Origin of the sequence: Pontibacterium granulatum (genome assembly GCF_029961155.1) — a bacterium.
Taxonomy (GTDB): Bacteria; Pseudomonadota; Gammaproteobacteria; order Pseudomonadales; family Balneatricaceae; genus Pontibacterium; species Pontibacterium granulatum.
This window is the reverse complement of sequence record NZ_JASBRH010000018.1, coordinates 32,637-55,940: the sequence shown is the minus strand read 5'-3', so window position 1 is coordinate 55,940 and position 23,304 is coordinate 32,637. Positions and strand designations below refer to the sequence as shown.

The 23,304-nt window shown below is 53.1% G+C and carries 18 protein-coding genes; 13 read left to right on the top strand and 5 right to left on the bottom strand.

Annotated features, from left to right (window positions below; genetic code table 11):
• The first annotated feature begins 173 nt into the window (after positions 1-173).
• The 6 genes from ectA (at position 174) to QKW35_RS15540 (ending at position 5,497) form a co-directional block, all read left to right on the top strand.
• The gene (gene ectA, locus QKW35_RS15565; protein WP_282354525.1) at positions 174-665 is read left to right on the top strand and encodes a diaminobutyrate acetyltransferase; all 492 of its coding nucleotides are present in this window, start codon (positions 174-176) and stop codon (positions 663-665) included.
• A 35-nt stretch (positions 666-700) separates the two neighbouring features.
• On the top strand, positions 701-2,008 hold the full coding sequence (gene ectB, locus QKW35_RS15560; RefSeq protein WP_282354522.1) for a diaminobutyrate--2-oxoglutarate transaminase: 1,308 nt from the start codon (positions 701-703) through the stop codon (positions 2,006-2,008).
• A gap of 63 nt (positions 2,009-2,071) precedes the next feature.
• Complete coding sequence (locus QKW35_RS15555) at positions 2,072-2,476, top strand: ectoine synthase (RefSeq protein WP_282354520.1); 405 nt, start codon at positions 2,072-2,074, stop codon at positions 2,474-2,476.
• A gap of 24 nt (positions 2,477-2,500) precedes the next feature.
• Positions 2,501-3,415 carry an ectoine hydroxylase gene (gene thpD / locus QKW35_RS15550; RefSeq protein WP_282354519.1) on the top strand — a complete coding sequence of 305 codons (915 nt, stop codon included), beginning with the start codon at positions 2,501-2,503 and terminating at the stop codon, positions 3,413-3,415.
• 82 nt (positions 3,416-3,497) lie between these two features.
• Complete coding sequence (locus tag QKW35_RS15545) at positions 3,498-4,934, top strand: aspartate kinase (protein ID WP_282354518.1); 1,437 nt, start codon at positions 3,498-3,500, stop codon at positions 4,932-4,934.
• A 167-nt stretch (positions 4,935-5,101) separates the two neighbouring features.
• Positions 5,102-5,497, top strand: coding sequence for a DUF2391 family protein (locus QKW35_RS15540; RefSeq protein WP_282354516.1), 396 nt, complete (start codon positions 5,102-5,104; stop codon positions 5,495-5,497).
• A 3-nt stretch (positions 5,498-5,500) separates the two neighbouring features.
• Here the strand turns inward: QKW35_RS15540 and QKW35_RS15535 are convergent, their stop codons facing one another.
• From QKW35_RS15535 to QKW35_RS15525, 3 genes are read right to left on the bottom strand one after another with little or no spacing between them, the layout of a single operon-like run.
• A complete protein-coding gene (locus tag QKW35_RS15535; protein WP_282354514.1) occupies positions 5,501-6,217 on the bottom strand; it encodes a 3'-5' exonuclease in 717 nt (238 codons plus the stop codon).
• A gap of 2 nt (positions 6,218-6,219) precedes the next feature.
• Complete coding sequence (locus QKW35_RS15530; protein WP_282354512.1) at positions 6,220-8,106, bottom strand: DUF294 nucleotidyltransferase-like domain-containing protein; 1,887 nt, start codon at positions 8,104-8,106, stop codon at positions 6,220-6,222.
• Positions 8,107-8,147: 41 nt separating this feature from the next.
• Positions 8,148-9,275, bottom strand: coding sequence for an FAD-binding oxidoreductase (locus QKW35_RS15525; RefSeq protein ID WP_282354510.1), 1,128 nt, complete (start codon positions 9,273-9,275; stop codon positions 8,148-8,150).
• A 300-nt stretch (positions 9,276-9,575) separates the two neighbouring features.
• On the opposite strand from QKW35_RS15525, the gene QKW35_RS15520 reads away from it, so the two are divergent.
• The 3 genes from QKW35_RS15520 to katG all read left to right on the top strand — a co-directional run bounded on the left by QKW35_RS15520 (position 9,576) and on the right by katG (position 15,049).
• A complete protein-coding gene (locus QKW35_RS15520) occupies positions 9,576-10,847 on the top strand; it encodes an aromatic ring-hydroxylating oxygenase subunit alpha (protein WP_282354508.1) in 1,272 nt (423 codons plus the stop codon).
• 673 nt (positions 10,848-11,520) lie between these two features.
• Complete coding sequence (locus tag QKW35_RS15515; RefSeq protein WP_282354506.1) at positions 11,521-12,480, top strand: permease; 960 nt, start codon at positions 11,521-11,523, stop codon at positions 12,478-12,480.
• A 358-nt stretch (positions 12,481-12,838) separates the two neighbouring features.
• Positions 12,839-15,049 carry a catalase/peroxidase HPI gene (gene katG, locus QKW35_RS15510; RefSeq protein ID WP_282354505.1) on the top strand — a complete coding sequence of 737 codons (2,211 nt, stop codon included), beginning with the start codon at positions 12,839-12,841 and terminating at the stop codon, positions 15,047-15,049.
• A gap of 103 nt (positions 15,050-15,152) precedes the next feature.
• Here the strand turns inward: katG and QKW35_RS15505 are convergent, their stop codons facing one another.
• Positions 15,153-16,358, bottom strand: coding sequence for an HPP family protein (locus tag QKW35_RS15505; protein WP_282354503.1), 1,206 nt, complete (start codon positions 16,356-16,358; stop codon positions 15,153-15,155).
• A gap of 449 nt (positions 16,359-16,807) precedes the next feature.
• On the bottom strand, positions 16,808-17,776 hold the full coding sequence (locus QKW35_RS15500) for a GlxA family transcriptional regulator (protein WP_282354501.1): 969 nt from the start codon (positions 17,774-17,776) through the stop codon (positions 16,808-16,810).
• 436 nt (positions 17,777-18,212) lie between these two features.
• Between QKW35_RS15500 and QKW35_RS15495 the strand changes: the two genes are divergently transcribed.
• From QKW35_RS15495 to QKW35_RS15480, 4 genes are all read left to right on the top strand, one after another.
• Complete coding sequence (locus tag QKW35_RS15495; RefSeq protein ID WP_282354499.1) at positions 18,213-19,451, top strand: aromatic ring-hydroxylating oxygenase subunit alpha; 1,239 nt, start codon at positions 18,213-18,215, stop codon at positions 19,449-19,451.
• Positions 19,452-19,641: 190 nt separating this feature from the next.
• A complete protein-coding gene (locus QKW35_RS15490; RefSeq protein WP_282354497.1) occupies positions 19,642-21,216 on the top strand; it encodes a BCCT family transporter in 1,575 nt (524 codons plus the stop codon).
• A gap of 56 nt (positions 21,217-21,272) precedes the next feature.
• Positions 21,273-22,526, top strand: a complete 1,254-nt coding sequence (locus QKW35_RS15485; protein WP_282354496.1) for a M24 family metallopeptidase — start codon at positions 21,273-21,275, stop codon at positions 22,524-22,526.
• A 113-nt stretch (positions 22,527-22,639) separates the two neighbouring features.
• Entirely contained in the window at positions 22,640-23,254 is a 615-nt protein-coding gene (locus QKW35_RS15480; RefSeq protein WP_282354495.1) for a TetR family transcriptional regulator C-terminal domain-containing protein, read from the top strand.
• Positions 23,255-23,304: the final 50 nt, after the last annotated feature.

Here is a 23,304-nt window from a genome sequence, read left to right as displayed (position 1 = left end):
CAGAACTTAGAACAACTAAACAAATCTCAATACCGCATCGCACAAACAATACGCACAAACCCCTAGAACCATTCTAATTCAGCCCTTGATACCCAAATAATTATATGTTTTAGAATATAAATACATTTCGAATTTCTAACTATTCGAACACCAAAACTTTAGATATTAAAAACATGGATATTGAAATTCGCCGCCCAAGCACAACGGACGGCCATCACGTAAATCAGCTCGTAACGAGCATCCCCCAACTGGATGACAACTCCACTTACTGTAACCTCCTGCAGTGCAGTCACTTTGCAGATACCTCGGCCATTGCGGTGACCGACGAAGAGGTCCTCGGTTTCATAAGTGGCTACGCCAAACCTGACCAACCCGATACTTTGTTTGTATGGCAGGTCGCTGTCAGTAGTGCGGCACGTGGTCAGGGCCTTGCCAGCAAGCTACTGAAAGATATCTTGCAGCGCACACGCCCCACTCCGTTTCGCTATATCGAAACCACCATCACCGCAGACAATGAAGCGTCCTGGGCGCTGTTCCGCAGTATCGCCCGCACATATGACGCTCCGCTAAATCGAAGCTTGATGTTCGATCGCGCGCAGCACTTCAATGACGAGCACGACTCAGAACTGCTTGCTCGTATCGGCCCACTGCACAAGACCCAATAACCTTTTCAGCGCCCACAATCCAACAGGTAATCAACATGAAAATTTTCGACGAGATCGAATCTGAAGTTCAGTGCTATGCACGCGCGTTTCCCCGCATCTTTAACAAAGCCAAAGGCGAATTTCTGTACGATGAAGAGGGCAACCAGTACCTGGATTTTCTTGCCGGTGCAGGCACCCTGAACTACGGTCACAACAACCCGATCTTCAAAGCAAAACTGCTGGATTACATCCACCAGGATGGCATCACTCACGGCCTGGATCTGCACACCAAGGCCAAAGGCGAATTTCTGGAAGCCTTCAATGAAAAGATCCTGAAACCGCGTGAGTTAGACTACGTGATGCAGTTTACCGGCCCAACCGGCACCAATGCCGTTGAAGCCGCGATGAAGCTGGCACGCAACATCACCGGTCGCGAAAATATCATCTCTTTCACTAATGGCTTCCACGGTGTGAGCCTGGGCTCACTGGCCGCCACCGGCAACTCCCACCACCGTGGCGCTGCAGGTGTAAGCCTGAGCGGCACCAGCCGCATGCCGTACGAGGGCTACCTCGGTGACGATATCGATACCACCGTCTACCTGGATAAGGTTCTGTGCGACTCCTCCAGCGGCATCGACAAACCGGCAGCCGTAATCGTTGAAACCGTACAGGGTGAAGGCGGCATCAACGCCTGTAGCTTTGAGTGGTTGCGTGCGCTGGACGCGGTTTGCAAAAAGCATGAAGTACTGCTGATTGTTGACGACATCCAGGCGGGCTGTGGCCGCACGGGCACCTACTTCAGCTTTGAAAAGGCTGGCATCAAACCGGACATCGTTACTCTATCTAAATCCCTGGGTGGTTACGGCCTGCCGTTTGCGGTCGTATTGTTTAAACCAGAGCTAGACCAGTGGAAACCGGGCGAGCACAACGGCACCTTCCGCGGAAACAACTTCGCCTTTGTCACCGCCAAAGCCGCTATCGATCACTACTGGTCGGATAACAGCTTTGCAAACGACGTCCAGCGCAAAGGCGCATACGTCTCCCAGCGCCTGGAAGAGATCGTTGAGAAATACGGCGAAGGCAACTTCACCACCCGCGGCCGCGGCATGTTCCAGGGTATTAACTGCGTAAACGGCGAGATCGCTGGAAAGATCACCAAGCAGGCATTCAAAAAAGGCCTGATCATCGAAACCAGTGGCGCCGATGACCACGTAGTGAAATTCCTCTGCCCACTGGTGATCAGCGACGAAAACCTGAAGAAAGGGATCGATATCGTTGAGGAAGCAATCCGCGAAGTCTGCTTGAAAGAGGACAGCATTCCGGAACGTAAGCTGTACTTCTCACCGGAACAGATCGCCAGCTAAATCCACCTTCTGCCCGCCCGTGCCATGCGCGGGCAAACCCAATACACAGAGACAGAACCGATCATGATCGTACGCAACCTGAAAACCGCCGAACAATCCGACCGCCGCATTGTATCCCCGGATGGCAACTGGGAAAGCGCCCGCATGCTGCTCAAAGATGACAACATGGGATTCTCTTTCCATATCACCACCATCTACAAAGATGCAGACTTCCAGATGCACTACCAGAATCACCTGGAATCCGTGTACTGCGTATCCGGCAAGGGTGAAGTAGAAACTCTGGCTGACGGCAAAAAATATCCGATCGAACCCGGCACCCTGTACATCCTCGACAAGCACGACAAACACATTCTGCGCGCCTTTGAAGAGATGCAGATGGCCTGTGTATTCAACCCACCGCTGAACGGAAAAGAAGTTCATAACGCCGAAGGGGCGTACGAACTGGAAGCAGAAACAATCTCAGCCTAAGCACTTCCAAGAGAGGGAAATCTGATGCCACATTACTCCCAACGCGAAAACGACGCCTACCCATCCCGCAGTGAACTGCCTGCACAGATGATCGAGCGCCAGGACCCGGTCGTTTATGCGCCGGACCGGTACGCGGGCCCACTGACCGAAAGCCAGATCCGAAGCTATGACGAAAACGGTTTTTTGATCGTTGAGAACCTGTTCAGCGAACAGGAACTGACCGAGCTGCAACAGGAACTCGCCCGCCTGAAAGACAACGCCTCCCAGGACCACCCGCAGGAGACTATCTCAGAGCTGGATAGCGGCGAAATGCGCTCTGTATTCCAGGTCCACCAACTGAGTCGGATCTATAAAAAACTGGCCGCGGATCAGCGCCTGGCTGGCATTGCACGCTTTCTCCTGAACGATGAGGTATACATTCACCAGTCTCGCGTGAATTACAAACCGGGCTTTCGCGGCAAGGAATTCTACTGGCACTCAGATTTCGAAACCTGGCACACCGAAGACGGTATGCCACGTATGCGGGCGCTCAGCATGTCGATCACCCTGACGGACAACTACGAGCAGAACGGCCCATTGATGCTGATTCCTGGTTCACACCGTCAGTATCTGGTCTGCGAAGGGGACACGCCGGAAAACCACCACGAACACTCCCTGAAAAAACAGGAGTACGGCGTACCATCCGACAACATGCTGTCGCAACTGGTTGAGCAGAGCGAGATCGTGACCGGCACCTGCAAAGCGGGCAGCGTGATTATCTTTGATTGCAACGTGATGCACGGCTCCAACGGCAACATCACACCGCATCCACGCTCCAACGTGTTTTTCGTGTACAACGCAATCAGCAACCGGGTCGAAGCACCGTTTGGCAGCCAGCCACCACGCCCGGAACACATCTGTACGCGCCAAACGATTGACCCCCTTCCTTCCGGTGACTGACGACACGTCTAAAGCACCGCGAAACGCCGGCGCCGCCCAAGGCGCCGGCAACTGAATCTAATTAAACCGACAAACTCTTACTATGCATACCGTAGAAAAAATTGGCGGCACCTCCATGTCCGATTATAGCTCGGTCAGGGACAACATCATCTTCAAACCCCAGCACAACGAGTCGCTGTATCACCGTATTTTCGTTGTGTCCGCTTACGGCGGTATCACCGACAAACTCCTGGAACACAAAAAGAGCGGCCAACCCGGCATCTACGGCCTGTTCGCCAGCAGCATTGAAGACAACAGCTGGATCGATGCATTTGATGCTCTGAAAACGGAACTTGCAGCAATCAACAGCACGCTGTTTGGCAGCACACCGCTTCTGGACGAAGCCAATGCATTTATCTTCGAACGCCTGAATGAAGCCCACAACTGCCTATCTGACCTGCACAGCCTGTGTAACCACGGCCACTTTGGCCTGGAAGCCCACCTTGCAACAGTCCGTGAGATGCTGGCCAGTATCGGCGAAGCACACAGCGCCTGGAATATGGCCAAGCTACTGCAGCGCGATGGCGTAAACGCAGTCTTTCTCGACCTGACCGGCTGGAACACCAACCAACACATCACGTTGGATCAACGCATCTCTAATGCACTCGAAAAGATCGACTTGAGCACCCAGCTGCCGATCGCAACCGGTTATGCCCACAGCGAAAGCGGCCTGATGTCCACATTTGATCGCGGCTACAGCGAGATGACTTTCAGCCGCATGACCGTTATCAGCCAGGCAAAGGAAGCAATCATCCACAAAGAGTTTCACCTGAGCAGCGCCGACCCGCGCCTCGTGGGCGAGAACAATGCCGTGCCGATCGGCCGCACCAACTACGATGTAGCCGACCAGCTTGCCAATCTGGGTATGGAAGCGATCCACCCCAAAGCCGCCAAAGGCCTGCGCCAGCACGAAGTACCGCTGCGCGTGAAAAACACCTTTGAACCGGAACACACCGGCACCTTGATCACGGGAGATTACGTGAGTGATACCCCTTGTGTAGAGATCATTGCCGGGCGCAAAGGTGTGTACGCTCTTGAGCTGTTTGACCAGGACATGGCGGGCAACATCGCAAACTACGACCGAGAGATCCTCGCAACCATAAAGCGCTTCAAAGCACAGATCGTTGCCAAGGATATGAATGCCAACACGGTGACCCACTATCTGGCTACCAACCTAAAAACGGTGAAACGCATCCGTGCGGCCCTGGAAGAATTGTATCCTGAAGCAGAGTTGAATCAGAAGAAACTCGCCCTGGTTTCCGCCATCGGCAGCGATATGCAAATCCCGGGCATCCTATCCGATGCGGTTGCTTCCGTTGCGGCCAGTGGCATCAGCGTCCTGGCCATTCACCAATCTATGCGCCAGGTTGATATGCAGCTGGCGATTGAAGAGTCTGATTACGACCAGGCCGTGCAAAGCCTGCACAAAGCCCTGGTAGAGGTTCACGATCATGGCCGTGCTATCTGCCTGGCTTCCTGATTGCACAGTCAATTCAAAGGAGGGCAACGGGGCTGGCGATCCCCCGCCCTCAGACGGAATTGACCTGACCCGACTGGGACCTCTATTCCGGCCCGGCCACCTCTGCCAGGTAGAATGGACATTTGGCAACTACGCTGAATACCCAAGGCAGAAAAATCGGAATCAGGATGAAGATCAGTTTTAATCTGGAAGACGCCAGCCAGGTGATGATCGGTGCATTTGCACTGGCTGTACCAATATCGTTTTCAGAAGAAGCCTGGAAACTGGGTGAAACACTGCCACTAACAAATCTATTGTTACTGTTTCTGTTGTCGGTGTTTTTCCTGGGCTTTTTCGCTTACGAGAGTGTTTTCCAGGGCAATATCCGCTACCGTATCCCCGTCTTTCTCTTCCGTATCGGCATCGCCTATCTGATTGCAGGCATTGTTGTCGCCCTCGTTCTACTGGCGCTCAACAAATTTCCGCTCCTATCTGACCCGCTCACAGCACTGAAAAGACTGATCGTTATCAGCATGCCCGCATCAATGGGCGCCATTATCGTCGACAGCTTCGACAAAGAGTAATCGTCAGATCCAGAGTTCTTTGATCGGCGTGTCATCGCTATAGCGATGACGGATCTGGGCCTGCAATAACTCGGCCGTAGCAATTGCATCAACCAAGGCATCATGGGATGCATAGTGCGGCAGACCATAACGAGCGCGACTATCCGCAAGACGAATTGAAGTCGGTTTTCGCCCCATCAACTTGCTGCAGAATACCGTAAAGCGTTTACGATACAGGGCCGCTTCCAGCTCCATGGTATCGACAATCGGGAACTGAACCCCCTCCCCGATCCGTCGCTGCACATTCGCATCCAGAAACTCACGCTCAATGTAACGGTAATGCGCCACAACGACCCGACCGGACAGCGCTTCCAACAGCGGCCCCAGCACTGCATTCAAGTCTGGCGCATCATCTACATCAGAGTGAGTTATGCCATGAATCACCACCGACTGCTCATGCAACTCCTGCCGGGGTTTCAATAGCCAATGCTTGGCTTCACGCACACGGATACGCTGCAGATCAAACGGCACCAAACCAATGCTGACAATCTCGTCTACATCAGCATTCAAACCGGTCGTTTCGAAGTCCAGTGCCACAAAGGGCACCTCTGATAATGGGGTATCTGCGGCCGGACAACCCGCAGCGTAAAAAAGCTGCAAGCGCTCGTCCTCACAGATTAGCGACTGCTCTCTAAAGAGCGCAGACCAATCGGAAACAGCCAGGGTATTCAAATCCGCCATCACTACTTCCGCGTAAATGGATAACGGAATTTCAGGAAGCGCTGGGCATTGCTCAGCACCATAAAGGCTTCTTTAAGATTGCGGCGCTCGAAGTCAGAGATGTTGTCCGGCTCGATGTTATTGTCCGGCTCATTACCTGCTTCCAGCTCCAAGGCCTGGTGGCGAATTCGCACCATGGAGATAAACTCCAGCGCATCACGCAGGTCTGTACCTCGATCCGCCGGCAAAATGCCAGCCTTGATAATGTCATCCAGACGCTCGAAAGAGTTGCGTGCGGTCGACCCCACTGCTAACGCGTGGACGCGCACCAAATCAGCCAGCGGCGCCGTTCCGCGGCGCTTTAGATTAATGGATTTACGGTGCTTGCCATCCTGTTCCATCACAAAGCCCTTAAAGAAACCTAGCGGCGGTGTGCGATTAAGCGCATTACGCGCAAGGCAGGCAAGGAACCGGGGTGACTGACCGCAACGACGAACAACAAAGGCGTTGAGCTGTTCTGCCCACTCGGTTTTGCCGTATACACCGTCAAGGTCAAAGAAGATGGAACTGTTGAGCAATGCTTCCGGATCAGGATTATCGATCCATTCGGAGAAACATTCTTCCCACTCGCGGCGCGTTTTACGCCAGCGAGGATTGGTGGCCATAATCAGGCCAGTACAGTAGGTGTAACCACACGCATCAAGGCCGTCACTGACAAACTTGGCAAGCCCTTCAAAGTATTCACCGTGTTGTTCCCGATCGTAGCTGTTATCCAGAATCAGCGCGTTGTCCTGGTCGGTTACCACCAACTGTTCGTCACGTGCCATGGAGCCCAGCGCCAGAAAACAGTACGGCACCGGCGGTTTGCCCAGCTGTTCTTCTGCAAGCTCCAACAACCGCTGCTTAAATGCACGCCCAATCACCGACATCGCGCTGCCGATCATGTGGGAGTTAGCATCTTCATGCACCATGCGCACAAAACAGGATTTCACTTCGGTCGCGACCCGCGCCAGCTCTTCAACACTGCTCTGACGTAAAATCGTCCCACCCATATACAGGCTGTTCTGGGATTCGTAACGTACAATGTCGGACGTGGCGAGCACCCCGATAGGACGGCGATTCTCCAGAATAGGCAGGTGATGAAGATTAAAGCGAAGCATCGTGAGCAACGCTTCAAAGGCGTAGGCATCGTCATCCAGTGTCACTGGATTGCGGGTCATTACATCGGTTACTGAACCGTCCAGATCAGCACCGGTTGCAACAACGCGCGTACGCAGATCACGATCAGTCAGAATACCGGCCAGGGCCCGCCGAATATCCCCTGAGTCCTCAACATCAGCTACCTCCTCCATAATCAACAGGGAGGATACCGACTCCTGGGTCATTTTCTGAGCTGCCTGACGAATGGTCGATCCAGCATCAATGGTTACCGGCTCGCGGGAGATGAGCTTGGTAACCTTGGAGCCCAGCAGATCGTTGCTGTCTTTTTTGCTGGAAACCGCGTGACTCAGCCCGCCGTTATCGTCCATCTCTACGAAATAGGCGAACTCGTCAAACTGATCACACAGCTCGGTAAAGACCGTTTCAGGGATGAAGTAGATCAGGGAATCCTCCATGGTGCGCGCAGGCAGGCGCACCCGGTTTCCCATCAACATCCCCAGTTGCCCAAACAGATCCCCTTCACTCAGCCGGTTGTAGAGCTTGCCGTTACGACGGTATATTTCCACCGAACCGCTGCGGACCACACACAGGTCATGAATCTCATCACCAAAGCAATACACATCGGTATCTGCCCGGTAATAGGAGATCTCAATCTGCGTTGCGACATAGTTAACCGTTTGCTCTGGCAACCGACTAAAGGGCGGATACTGCCGAAGAAATCCGGCAATCTCGATCTGTTCTGCTTCCATTCCACCTCACATAAAAGACAGCGGGGCTGCTTTCCTAAAGATTAGTACTCTACGACGACATCGGTCTTCGGCACACTACAGCAAGACAGCACGTAACCCGCTTCGACATCGTCATCAGTGATACCGCCGTTGTGTTCCATGGTGGCTTCACCCTCTTTCACCAACACCTTACAGGTACCGCAGATACCCATACCGCAGGCTTTCGGGATATTCAGATCCAGCTTAGCTGCCGCCGCATGCAGGGTTTCGCCCGGTGCCACCTGAACGCTCTTGCCGTTATTGGTGAATTCTACACGCACCATATCAGCCTGGGTAATTGCATCCGCTTCCGCCTGAGCAGTTTCAGCCTGCTCCAGTGCATCTTCAACTACGCCACTTGGTGCTTCACCGAAGGACTCTTCGTGGTAGCGGGACATATCGAAGCCTTTGCTTTCCAGCAGCTTCTTCACAGCGTTCATATATGGCGTTGGGCCACAGCAGAACACCTCACGCTCCATAAAGTCTGGTGCCATCATCTCCAACTTCGCCGCATCCAGGTAACCACGGTAACCGTGCCACGCCTGACCGTTTTCGATGCGCTCACAGATCAGGTTCAGGCTGAAGTTGTTGATTCGCGACGCCATGTGATCCAGCTCACGTGCGTAAACGATGTCACGCGGCGTACGTGCACTGTGCACAAACACCATATCTACGTCGCCATTGGTGTCGAACCACCAGCGCGCCATCGACATTACCGGGGTAATACCTACACCACCAGACAGCAACAATACTTTCTCTGCCGGGAAGTCGATGCAGTTGAACTGGCCCACTGGTCCGTGTACAGCCAACTCGCTACCTTCGACCATGTTGTCGTGCAGCCAGTTAGATACCAGACCACCCGGTGCACGCTTAACAGTAATCGAGAAGCTGTAAGGCACAGATGGTGAGCTGGAGATCGTGTACGAACGCATCACCTGCTTACCTTCGATCTCAAGTTCCAGCGTTACAAACTGGCCCGGCTTGAAGAAGTACATCACCGGCTGCTCAGACATAAAGCAGAAGGTACGTACATCCCAGGTTTCTTCGATTACTTTTACACAGCGAACATTGTGGCGACCATTTACCCAAGTCTGTGTGTTAACTGGCGCAAAACTGTCATTGTTGACAACCACTGGAACTGAATTGGTCATAGTTATTCTCTCATTCGGGGTGGATCATTCACCTTTTCAGCCATTGTCCTTCCAGAACTTTCGACCTAGTTAACCACCAACGACAAGAAGTTGCTCATTGCGACCATTCCCTATAACCATGCAGTCTGGAGGTCGATTTATGTACACCAGCATGTCGCGAATGGTCATTCTCAAGGTCCTTTCTTGAGCGAGCATAGCTCCATCAACAAAAACAACACAGGTCGTAGGGGAATAACCCCAAAGACCATGGATAGATCTAACAAATAGCACCGCGGTGCTTTTGGTGAGGACCAACAGACAATGAACCAGAACGATCTGCTCAACACCCGTAACGCGACCATCGAAGATGCGCGCGAAGAGATGGCAAAGATGCTTGAAGAGCGTCCGGCTAACTACTCTCTGCCAGCGCCGCTGTACAACGATCCACAGATGTTCCGCATCGACATGGAAGAAGTCTTCCAGAAAGAGTGGCTGTTCGTAGGTATGACCAGTGAAGTGCCAAACAAAGGCGACTACTTCACCGTTGAGATCGGCCAGAACCCGGTCCTGGTTGTACGTGACGCAGACGGCGGCGTTCAGGCGTTCCACAACACCTGTCGCCACCGTGGTTCCCGCATCTGTACTGAACACCGCGGCAAAGTAGCGAATCTGGTATGCCCATACCACCAGTGGACCTACGACCTGAAAGGCAACCTGCTGTTCGCAGGCACCGAGATGGGCGATGCCTTCGACATGAAGAAGCACGGTCTGAAGAAAGCACACACCAAGACCGCGGGCGGTTTCATCTTCGTCAGCCTGGGCAAAAACGAGCCAGAAGGCGATTTCGACGAGTTCCTGGCGACCCTGGAAGAGTACATGGAACCGTACGATGTGGAGAACACCAAACTGGCGGTGGAATCCAACATGTACGAGAAAGCCAACTGGAAACTCGTTATCGAGAACAACCGTGAGTGCTACCACTGTGCCGGTAACCACCCGGAACTGCTGAACACGCTGCTGGAATGGGACGACACCAACGATCCACGTGCGTCTGACGAGTTCAAAGAGCACTGCGCGGCACAGGCTGCAGAATGGGATGCGGAAGGCATTCCTCACGAACACCGCAGCTACGGCCCGGGCCTGCGTAACCGTATCGTTCGTATGCCACTGAAAAAAGGCACCAAGGTAATGACCCTGGACGGCGAAGCCGGTTGTAAGAAAATGCTCGGCCGCATCAAGAACCCAAGTCTGGGCTCCATGCGTATCCTGCACCTGCCGAACTCCTGGAACCACATGCAGTCTGACCACTTCATCGTGTTCCGTGTACTGCCGATCTCCGCTCAGGAATCGATCGTAACCACCAAGTGGTTCGTACACAAAGACGCGGTTGAAGGTGTTGATTACGATCCAGCACGTCTGCGTGAGGTTTGGGATGCAACCAACGATCAGGACCGTATCCTGGGTGAAGAGAACCAGCTGGGTATCAACTCCATCGGCTACGAGCCAGGTCCATACTCCGAGACCTTCGAGTTCGGTATCGTCAACTTCATGGAGTGGTACTCTGAAACCGTTCAGAAAAACCTGAAGGGTTAAGGAACCTGCGAGCAAGTCCAAAACGACTCTGGCTTTAAGGGCGATTCGAGATCAAGGCAGCGATTACAGGCATGCTGGTTGCCTGGCGAAAATCGCTAACACAGATATCGGATTGCCCTTAAAGCCCCGTAGGGCGGACGCTAAAACAGCCTGCTGCTTTGTCAGGCAGCTTGGAAAGGACCAGTCATTCCGCTGCGCTACCTTTCGCGCATTAGGCTGTTTTATCGACCGCAGAGAAAGTCTTGGACTTATTCGAAGGTTCCATGATTCCGCCTGGCCGCAGCACACTCCCACACAGCTGCGGCACTCTTTGCTGACACGGACAGACAAAACTGACTCCAGAGCGTGCCTTTTATCAGGCCTTGGGGCGTAGCCGGTCAATCGGCTGACTCAACGGCTACCACCTGAGCTTTGACCCGGTGTCTCTCCAAATCAGCACGGAGCATGGCAAGCCAGCGACATTTCGCTGGCTTTTTTGTGCCCGCCCACCCGCTGACTACAATCGTTATTTCTAACTTTATAGAAATTTATTGACCTCCTACCTGAGCTTATGCAAACATACTTCCATACATATGGAATTATGAATATATAAATCCATCTGCGACCGTTTCCTGGTCGCTCTTTTTTAACCAAATATTTCCATATTTATGGAATTAAAGAGAGAGATTCACCTATGAGCCCACAAACCCAGCAGATGCTGATCGACAGCGCCGAGATGTTCGTTCAGCTATTTCTCGAACTGACCGTGCTGTTCCTGGTGATCAGTTTCGCGGTAGGCCTGATCAACCAGAAGCTGCCTGCAGAAAAGATCCAACGCTTGCTGGGTGCCCGTAAAGGCCGCGGCTACCTGATGGCCGCAGGGCTAGGCGCAGTTACCCCGTTTTGTAGCTGCTCCACCATCCCGATGCTGATCGGCTTGCTGAAGGCACGCGCAGGTTTCGGACCAACCATGACCTTCCTGTTCACGTCGCCCCTGCTCAATCCGATTGTGATCGCCCTCTTCATTCCGGTTCTGGGTTTGAACGTCACCCTCTGGTATGCAGGACTCGCACTGACCGCCTCCATCATCGCAGGCGTCTTGCTGCAGCATTTTGGCTTTGAACGCTATCTCAAACAGGAGATGCTGACCAACAAACCATCCGGCTGCAGCACTGGCTGTAGTGCTGAAAGCGACAGCAGCGAATCCACCTCCTGCTGCGGCACCCCGGAACCTAAAGAGCCAACGATCTGGGCAAAAGCCTGGGAAGAGAGCTGGTCTCTGTTCCGCTCCATGCTGCCGTACATGGTGGTTGCAATGCTGATCGGCGCGTTCGTACATGGCTTTGTACCGGCGGATTTTTTCGCTGAAGTAGCCAGCGCAGATAACCCTGCGGCCGTACCAGCCGCTGCCCTAATTGGTATTCCGCTGTATATCCGTGTAACTGCCCTGCTGCCACTGGTTGGCTCATTTGCAGCAAAAGGTGTGAGTATGGGCGCGATTATCGCCCTGGTGATCGGCAGTGGCGGCGCCAGCCTGCCGGAAGTGATTATGTTGAAGCGCCTGTTCTACTGGCCGCTACTGATAGCATTCCTGGCCGTAATCTTCAGCATGGCGGTGATTGGAGGATTTAGCTTTAACCACTTGATCCTCTGAAGGTAACATCAAAGATAAGCAGGCCATTCAGCCAACGCGTTGCGTCTAAGAAGCGAAAGCCAAGAGACAGAATGCCTGCTTATCACCACACAACTCCCACCTATAGATCCCCGCTATTGCCCCTATGGATTTTCTTAATTTAGTGCAACGTACGGACGTCACCTAATTTTAAAAGTACGAAGACTCGGTGGGAGCATAGGATCGTGCACCGTAAAAGGGCTCGCACCAAACTTGGCCAAGCCCCACAATTGCCGCTACGCAGTAGAGCTGATCAAATCGTTTTCTCAGGTCAAAGCAGCCGCACCACCCAATCACTCTCATCGGGTATACACCTCACTTACCATTACGAGGTTTTACCATGAAAAAACGACCTTTATGCCTGCTCACTGCGTTTGCCATAGCCGCTTCACTTGGCTTGCAGACCACTCCTGCCTGGTCCGGCGGTATGGGAACCACCAACGAATTCTGGTGGCCGGACAAGCTAAACCTGGATCAATTACGCGCCCACGCCCCTGCCTCAAATCCCTATGGGGAGGACTTCGATTACGCCAAGGCGTTTAGCAGTGTTGATATGGCTGCACTCAAGAAAGATATTGAGACAACACTGACCACCTCACAGGACTGGTGGCCAGCAGACTGGGGACATTATGGCGGGTTGATGATTCGTCTGGCATGGCACAGCGCCGGTACCTATCGCGTGCATGATGGCCGAGGTGGTGCCGATGGCGGCCAGATCCGACTGGAACCACAAAACAGCTGGCCCGACAACGCCAACCTCGATAAAGCACGCCGTATCCTATGGCCGGTCAAACAGAAATACGGAAGCAGTGTCTCCTGGAGTGACCTGATGATCCTGGCCGGAAACGTAGCGCTGGAGTCCATGGGTTTTGAAACACTCGGTTTTTCCGGTGGCCGCGCCGATGACTGGGAATCGGATCGGGTTTATTGGGGCACAGAGAAAAAATGGCTCGATCACAAAGAGCGTTACAAGGACGGCGAACTGGAAGCCCCCTTGGCTGCCGTACAAATGGGCCTGATCTATGTTAATCCAGAGGGCCCTGGTGGCAACAACGACCCCCTCGATGCCGCTAAGGATATGCGCCTCTCTTTTGGCCGCATGGCCATGAATGACGAGGAAATCGTAGCACTGGTAGCCGGCGGCCACACACTGGGTAAAGCTCACGGTGCCCATAAAGGTAACTGCATTGGCTCTGAACCTACTGCTGCTCCACTTGAAGACCAGGGATTAGGTTGGAAGAACAAATGCGGCAAGGGTAATGCCGAAGACACCATGACCAGTGGTCTGGAAGGTGCATGGACATCGACCCCAACCGCCTGGTCCATTCTCTATCTGGATAATCTGTTTAGCTTCGACTGGAAACAAACCAAGAGTCCTGCTGGTGCAACCCAGTGGATCCCCACCGACGAAACCGCAGCAACAATGGTGCCCGATGCACATATAGAGGGTAAGCGTCACGCTCCGATCATGTTCACTACGGATCTTGCGTTGAAGATGGATCCGGGCTTCCGCAAAATCTCCGAACGTTTCCTGAAGAACCCCAAAGCGTTTGACCAAGCCTTTGCCCGTGCCTGGTTCAAATTAACCCATCGCGATTTGGGACCACGCTCCCGCTACGTGGGTAGCGAAGTACCACAAGACGTTTTTATCTGGCAGGATCCGGTGCCTGCGGTAGATCACGCGCTGGTTGATGCCAGTGACATTGACAAACTGAAAACCCAGATCCTTGAGTCCGGCCTGACCGTACCCGACTTGGTAAGAACAGCCTGGGCATCCGCTTCGAGCTTCCGTGGCTCGGATATGCGCGGTGGTGCAAACGGTGCGCGCCTGCGCCTGGCACCGCAGAAGGACTGGGCAGTGAACGACCCAGCAGAACTGGAAAGAGCACTGCAGACACTGACAGGCATTCAGAAGACGTTCAATGACAAGTCTGGCGGCAAAAAAGTCTCACTGGCCGATGTAATCGTCCTTGGTGGCGCCGCAGCTATTGAGAAAGCAGCGAAAGATGCCGGGCACGCTGTGGCAGTGCCCTTCACACCGGGTCGTACCGACGCCTCCGCAGAGCAAACCGATGTAGAATCCTTTGCTTACCTGGAGCCAACAGCAGACGCTTTCCGCAACTACTACCGTACCAGCTATGGCACACCAGCCGAAATGTTGGTTGATAAAGCTGATTTGCTAAACCTTACAGCGCCAGAAATGACTGCGCTGCTAGGCGGCATGCGCGCCCTCAATGCCAACAGCGGCGGCTCAAAACATGGCGTACTGACCAGTAATCCCGGCACCTTAAGTAATGACTTTTTCGTCAACCTCCTGGATATGTCCACCACATGGCGGAAGTCACAGCAGGATGGGGTTTACGAGGGTGTTGATCGTGCATCCGGTAAAGTCAAATACACGGCAACCCCCGTCGACCTGATATTTGGTTCCAATTCCGAGCTACGAGCGATCGCTGAAGCTTACGCGTCAAGCGATGGCAACGAGAAGTTCGTTGAGGACTTTGTCAAAGCCTGGAGCAAGGTGATGATGCTGGACCGCTTTGAACTTTAATCCCCACTCCCCCCGAAAAGACGGTGACCTTACACCGCCTTTTTCGGGACTAAGTAGCCCTAAGTACGACAGTTTTCTCACCTGCCAGGAAAGGGATCTCTATCTATGCGGATTCTCTTAAAGTCGTCTCATCAACAACAGGGCCTTTGGCACTGGCATAGAGCGCCGCTAACAGATCTGATGGGGTCATCATACCAACCAGACGCTGTTTCTGGTCGACCACAGGGATATGGTGCAACTCACTTTCACACAGCATCGGCATCATCTGCATCAACGGCTGATCCTGATCGACAGTCAGCACGTGGGGAGTCATGATACTCGCAACGTTTTCCGATCGAGCGGTAAAGAACGGTAACCGACGAACCAGGTTCGCCACTCGCGTTTGTCCTTGCCAAGACGCATTCATTCCCGACGGCTGCAAACCCAGCGGCTTGAGAAAATCTATCAATGTAACGATACCGACCACATGACGGGCTTCATCAACTACCGGTAACGCTTTTATTCGGTGCTTCTGAAGTAACCCCCAGGCATGTTGCTGGCTGGTTTCCGGTGCGACAGTGACCAAATCCTTTGACATCAACTCTCGACAGAGCACCCTACTCAGCTGGCGTTGGTGGGCATTTGCCTCGGCCAGTCGATAGACCTTGTTCAGGTCGTCTTCCGACACATCCAGATAACCATCAAATTGCTGTAGAGCCTCGGCTATATCCACCTGACCGACACCAAGCCGTTCCTGTGGCCGCGGATCACGCAATCGGTGCGGATTTTCCCGATATTCTTTTGGCCAATAGGGGTACTTACGCCCAAGCAGGAACCGATTGAGCAACAACGTCAGCCCCAGCAACACCACCACGTTCAGTAGCACCGGAGTAATAAGTAATCGGTAACCCAACTCATGCACATCGTTGCCGCTCAGGATCGGCACCAGGGCGGTTGCGCAGCCAGGTGGATGCAGACAGTGCAAACGCAGCATGATGAGAAGCGCCAACGCAACCGCGACGGAACAGGCTAGCCAGACGGGCTCAACCCACAATGCGCAGCTCACACCGATCGTCGCCGATAGCAAATGGCTACCGACAAATGGCCATGGTTGCGCCAACGGACTGTTATAGGCTGCAAACAGGATAACGGCAGATGCCCCCATGGAGGCCAGTAAAAGCGGTGCAGACTCCCCCTGCTGGCTGTACCGGCTAGCGATCATTAGCAGTGATATGGCGAGGAACGCTGCCACTACCGAACGCAGCTGTTCGGCAAGACTCACTGTGGAAGGTTCCGGAACGAAGTAGCTGAAGAGTTTGCGGAGTTTCATTGAAGCCTATAAACCGGTTGTCTGTAGTCGATAAGAGCGACCTTCCGGACGATGCCTGCTCACGCAGAATGCGGATAACTCTACTCGTCACCGAGATTTTTTGATGTAGATCAAGAAAGTGCACCACATTAGCACATTTAATGCAATTCATATACATCATATTGCTGCGCATCAATAATGTTTCTCAATTGCATCCAAGGTAACTAAAAGACTCGCCCCCGTATGATCAAGCAACACCGAAAAGAATCCTGAAGACACTCACTAGACCGCCCATAGCAACCTACAACCGGATAAAATCACACCCCAATTTGGCCTAAAAACGCTGTACGAAGCGCATAAAAAAGCCAGCTATGGAACATAGCTGGCTTGTATTGAAAACCGCCAACATATTTCAGGACGGCTCATAGCTTTGCCTTTCAACCCGGTTTTCGTTTATCGCCTCTAACCCTCTAACAAGCCGTCATCAACAACTGCCTATCCTTTTTAGGCGACACCCCAAAATACGCTTTATATGCACGCGAGAAATGCGTTGGGGCGACAAAACCACATGAAAACGCTACATCCAGCACCGGATTGGTGGTATTCAGAATGCGGTTACGTGCCCGCTTCAGCCTCAGTTGCAGATAGAACTGACTGGGAGACTGATTCAAGTGTCGCTTAAACAACCGCTCCAACTGACGTTTTGATACGCCGCTGTGTGTGGCAACTTCATCGATGCTCAACACCTCGTCGATATTGGCTTCCATCAACTCGATCGCATCGATCAGGCTTTGCCCCAATCCACTGTAACGTCGGTGCACCATATTGCGTTGCTGTACGGTACCGGATCGTGGTCTGTCCAGTGCCATGCGCACACACAGCTCTTCGTAGATCGACGGCGTAAACCGCTCGATCAGTTCAAACAGCATATCCGCCGTGGAGACACCACCGGCACAGGAGAAGACACCACCACTGTTGCTGAAGATATTGGTGTTAAATGAAACATCTGGATACAGGTCTACCAGGTATTTCAGATGCCCTACAAAACAGCTCACCGAACGCCCCTTCAGCATGCCAGCCTGCGCCAGAACATGTACGCCGGATTCAACCGCTATCAGACAACATCCCCGGCGTTGTTGGCGGCGCAAACAGATCTCTGCTTCAATCGAACAGCCCACCGACAGGTTCGCCCCGCCAATCACTGCCACCACATCAAACTCTGCCTGGTCCGAAAGTTGCGCTAACGGCATCACATCCAACATCCCGGGTACACCCCAGACACTGTCGGACACCATTGTAACCTGATACTTATCCCCCCCCAGTATCCGGTTTGCTTCCTGCAGCATCTCCAACATCATCGTTAGCGACAACCGCGAATACCCATCACACAGCAAAAAACAAAAGCTATAACGATCAGCTACCCGTTTTACGGTCTCCATCGTCACACCTACCTCTAATACATTTGTTATTCAGCACCTGGCGCACTCACTCACCAACCACTGAACAATCGTTCGGACTTTGTTGTTTTAATCGGCTTGAAGCAGTGAGTTTGACGCCCTCAAACGAGACAAAAACCAAACAAACTGAACATTCGTTCACCTCCAATCAACTATCACACACGCCTTTTTTGATTTCAATCACATAAACTTACCGTTAATGCACGAAAAATGACCATGAACGACAAAATCTCAACCAAAGCTACCAGCCCATATTCCCTTCCAAGGCGGTAAATGCAAAATACGGCCTGAACACACGTTCAGACACCTCTTACACGCAGATGACTGAACATGTGTTCACACACTAATGACGAGCCGAACGATACATACGTGAAGCCAAAGCCCCTAAACCAAGAATAAAAGTACCCAGAGGCTAGATATGAACGACGTTGTTAAATCCTCAGTAGCAAGCTACCAATCTGGTTTCAGCCTGCCGCAGAAACTCTATACCTCACGTGAAGCATTCGACTTCGACATGCAACACGTCTTTAAGAAACACTGGATTCACGTCGGTACAGTGGCGGATGTGAAGAGAAAGGGTGACTACCGTGTCATCCAGATTGACAACAACTCCATCATCATTGTACGCGGGCAGGATGATGAAGTACGCGCCTTCTACAACTCCTGTCGCCACCGTGGTGCCAAGGTCTGCGTAGAAGACAAAGGCCATGTACCAAAGCTGGTGTGCCCGTATCACCAGTGGGTATACGAGCTGGATGGTAGCCTGATCCACTCCTCCCGTATGGGTGAAGGTTTCAACTGCGATGCCAGCGGCCTGAAACCGGTCGCACTGGAATCGATTGGCGGTCTGCTGTTTATGAACCTGTCCGAAAACCCGGATATGGCAGCGCTGGAACAGATGCGCTCTGAACTGGAGCCGTTTGCAGCCTTCTATCAGCTGGACAAGTTGAAAGTTGCCCATGAAGCGGACCTGATCGAAAACGCCAACTGGAAACTGGTCGTCGAGAACAACCGTGAGTGTTACCACTGCGGCGCTAACCATCCCGAACTGCTGCGCGTATGGCCACCATACGGCGTTGGTTTTGGCTGGCCTGACGATCCCAAGGAAAAACAGGCAGCCGAAGAAAAACTGAACGCACTCTACGACGCCAAGATTCCAGAGTGGCAGAACATGGGCATGCCATACGAGATCGTCGAAATGGACGAAAACCGTTGGTACCGTGCCGCACGTATGCTGCTGACCCAGGGCGCGGTAAGCCAGACAATGGATGGCCAACCTGCGGTTAAGAAATTACTTCCTCCATTCAGCGAACCGGATAACAGCAGTCTTTCCATGTGGACTCACCCGAATGCCTGGCTGCACTTCACCTGCGACCACATACTCAGCACCAGCGTACTGCCTCTATCGGAAGATAAAACCCTGGTACGTACACGTTGGATGGTGCGCGAAGACGCGGTAGAGGGCGAAGACTACGACCTCAGCAACCTGACTCACACCTGGATTCAAACCAACGATCAGGACCGCATGCTGGCGGAAATCACGCACGCTGGCTGTCTCACGGACGGTTACATCCCAGGCCCTTACTCGGAAGACTCCGAAAGCCTGCTGCAGCACTTCACCGACTGGTATGTCGATCAGATTAAACAACAGCTGTAACCCAAAACAGATGAGTGCCGGTCTGCCCTTTCAGGGTGAAAGCTGGGCAGACCGGTTTGAAATCCGGCCATGCAAGGGAGAGATCAAAACCAGCAAACCATAGGCAAGCCGCCGTCTGTCTAAACAACCGGCGTACCCAGCACAACATATCTACTCCGTAACCAATAAAAACAAGATCCATGGAGACGTTATGAATACTGATTATCAGATCAACGTTAACACCTCCGATTCGGGGTTCTATAAGGGCCTGAATCCAATTATTACCATCACCAGTAAGGTCGTCATTGCAGCGCTGGTTATTATGGCGATTGTCTTTCCGGACAAAGCTGCCGAACTGCTCGGTTCTATTAACTCAGTACTGCTCGCAACCTTTAACTCCTACTACATTTTCTCCGTCAGTCTATTCCTGATCTTTTGTATCGGTATGGCTGTCAGCCCGATCGGCAAAGTACGCCTCGGCAGCGAAAACGATCGCCCGGAATTCTCCAACTTTTCATGGTTCGCCATGATGTTTGGCGCAGGTATGGGCATCGGCCTGATGTTCTATTCCATCGGTGAACCGATGTATCACTTTGCGGGCAATCCGGAAGTGATCGCCGGTACGGTTGCCGCTAACTCACCGAGCACCGTGGAGTCAGCAATTCGCTTCTCCTTTCTGCACTGGGGCCTGCACGCCTGGGGAATCTACGTCGCCGTTGGCTTAGCAATGGCGTACTTCGCCTACAAATACAACATGCCACTGACTATCCGCACCACGCTGGCACCATTGTTTGGTGACCGCCTGAACGGTGCACTAGGCAATGTGGTCGATATCGTTGCAGTTGTGGCAACTGTACTGGGTGTATCGACCACAGTTGGTACCGGCGTATTGCAGCTGGTTTCCGGTGTAGAAAGCCTTACGGGTGCAACATGGCTGTTAGACGGTGACGGCACACCTACAGGTACTGCAATGCTGGTCGCACTTGGTGCGGTAATGGGTCTCTCTACCCTATCTGCCGTGACCGGTGTGGGCAAAGGCGTGAAATGGCTTAGCAATATCAACCTGACCCTGTCGTTCATCCTACTGTTTGTGTTTATCGCATTTGGCTCCATCACCTTTGCAACAAACACCTACTTCCACGGCCTGCTCGACTACGTGGTAAACCTGCCAGCCCTGAGCTTCACCGTATGGGATCAGGAAAGTGCTCTCGGTAAATGGCAGAGTGGCTGGACCATCTACTATTGGGCATGGTGGATCGCATTCGCACCGTTCGTAGGGCTGTTCCTGGCACGCATCTCCAAAGGTCGGACTGTGCGTCAGTTCGTATTGGGTGCAATGATCATCCCTACCCTGATGTGCTTTGTATGGTTCGCCCTGCTCGGCGGCACTGCACTGGATCTGGAACTGAACGGTAACGCCAACGGCGCAATCAGCGGCGTATCCATCGAATCCCAGATGTTTGTGACCCTTCAACAACTGCTAAGCCCTGAACTGGCACAGATCATGTCCGCGATGGTGGTAGTCCTGATCCTCACGTACCTCATCACCTCTGCCGACTCCGGCGTATTGGTTCTGAACACCATTATGGCTGGTGGCGACAGCAACCCCGGCACTAACCACCGTGTGATCTGGGGCGCTCTGCTGACCATTGTGGTTGGCTCATTGATGTTCGCCGGCGGCCTCGGCGCGATTCAGAAAGCGATGATCATCGGCGCCCTGCCATTCTCGCTGATCATGGTTCTAATGTGTGTTTCCACCATCAGGGATGCCCTCAAGGGTTATTGAGTGCCTTTGGCCGGTGGGGCGCGCCCCTCACCGGCCCTTTTTTCGGAATGAAAACAATGAATGTACTGACAGATAAAAAAACCTATCTCAACGACGTTTCCCGCGACGCACCACTGGTAAACCCGGTGAGCGACGAGACCCTGCACCGCACTCAGCACTACCGTCTGGAACGTGTGCGTCAGCAACTACGCGAAAATGATTACGCCGCGATTCTGCTCTACGATCCAGTCAACATCCGTTATGCAACCGACTCGTCCAACATGCAGATCTGGACCGCACATAACGCGTCCCGTTACGCCATGATCTTTGCCAACGGTCCGGTGCTGCTTTGGGAGTTCCACAACTGCGAACACCTGGCCTCACATCTGGATACCATCGACGAGATCCGCCTGGCAGTGAACTGGGCATACTTTGGTGCCGGCCCTCGTGTATCAGAAAAGGCCGAGCAGTGGGCCTGCGAAATCGCAGACCTTATGCACCAGCACGGTGGCGGTAACAAACGTCTCGCCGTCGACAAGATGGAACCGGAAGGCGTGTTCTGTCTGCAACAGAAAGGGTTCTCTCTGCATCAGGGCCAGCCGGTGATGGAGATGGCTCGCGCACTGAAATCTGACGACGAGTTGGAGTTAATGCGCTGGACCATCAACGTGTGCGAACACGCCATGGAACGGATGTATCAGGAACAGCGTGCCGGCATGACCGAAAATGAACTCTGGGCGTATCTGCACTATGAAAACATTCGCAACGGCGGTGAGTGGATCGAAACCCGCCTGCTGGCCTCCGGTGAGCGCACCAACCCATGGATGCAGGAGAGCAGCAACAAGGTGATGCAAGAAGGCGAAATGCTGGGCTTTGACACTGACATGATCGGCCCGTACGGTTACTGCGCCGATATCTCCCGCACCTGGACCGTCGGACACGCTCGCCCGACCGACGAGCAACGCCGCCTATACGCCACTGCGTATGAACAGGTGCACTACAACATGGATATGATAAAACCAGGCATGACTTTCAAGGAATTCACCGAGAAGGCCTGGCCGATTCCTGAACACTTCCACAAAAACCGTTACTGTTGCGTAATTCACGGCATCGGTATGGCCGACGAATACCCGGCAGTCGCCCACCAGGGCAACGACTGGGCCAGCGCCGGTTATGACGGTGTCTTCCACGAGAACATGACCGTCTGCGTGGAAAGCTACATAGGCGAAGAAGGCGGCAAAGAAGGCGTGAAAGTAGAGGAGCAGGTCCTGATCACCAAAGATGGCTGCGCTCCCCTGTCTACCTTCCGCTGGGAAACCGAGTGGTTGTAAACAACACCTAAACCGCGGTCGCGACGGGATCAGGCATCGGCCCGTTTGCGACCGCACAGCCACAATCTATTCATCTATTGCCACTTACCCTTTATGATTGAAGACGTTACATCATGAATGGAAACAGGCCGGACCCGAATATGCCAAATCGCTACGATGGATTACAGCTGAAAATACTCGAATCTACGCTGGAGATCGTGGGCGAATTGGGCCTGGAAAACCTCACAATTCGAAAAGTCAGCAACCACGCTGACGTCTCTGTGGGTATCGTCCACCACCACTTCTATAACAAAGCCAACCTGGTATACAAGACCTACGATCACCTGATCCGCATTGCGCGCGAACAGATGACCGAGATGCGTACCGAAACTCCAGACCCGGTCGAACGCCTCAAGCACACCGCCGAACTCTGCTTTACTCCCGAGCTGACCACTAAAGGGGCCGCCAACGTATGGCCCCAGATGTGGAGTAACTCGGTATACGACGTGCGTGTGAAACGCCTCTGTACAATCTTCTCCCGCCGACTGGTCAGCAACCTGATGTATGACTTCGTTGCAGCAGGTAATCGTCGCGACCTCGCCCGTGTGTACGCTACTCAAACCTGTGCGCTGATCCACGGCCTCTGGGTAGAGCAGAGTATCCTGGGCACCATCAGCGTTAAGGAAGCGATGGGTATGATCAACAGTAATATTGAGAGTTTTACTGGCCAGATCTGGTTGCCCCGTTAACCTAACTTCAGCCCCTCCCGCACAGGCATTTAACGCACGTAAACAATCTC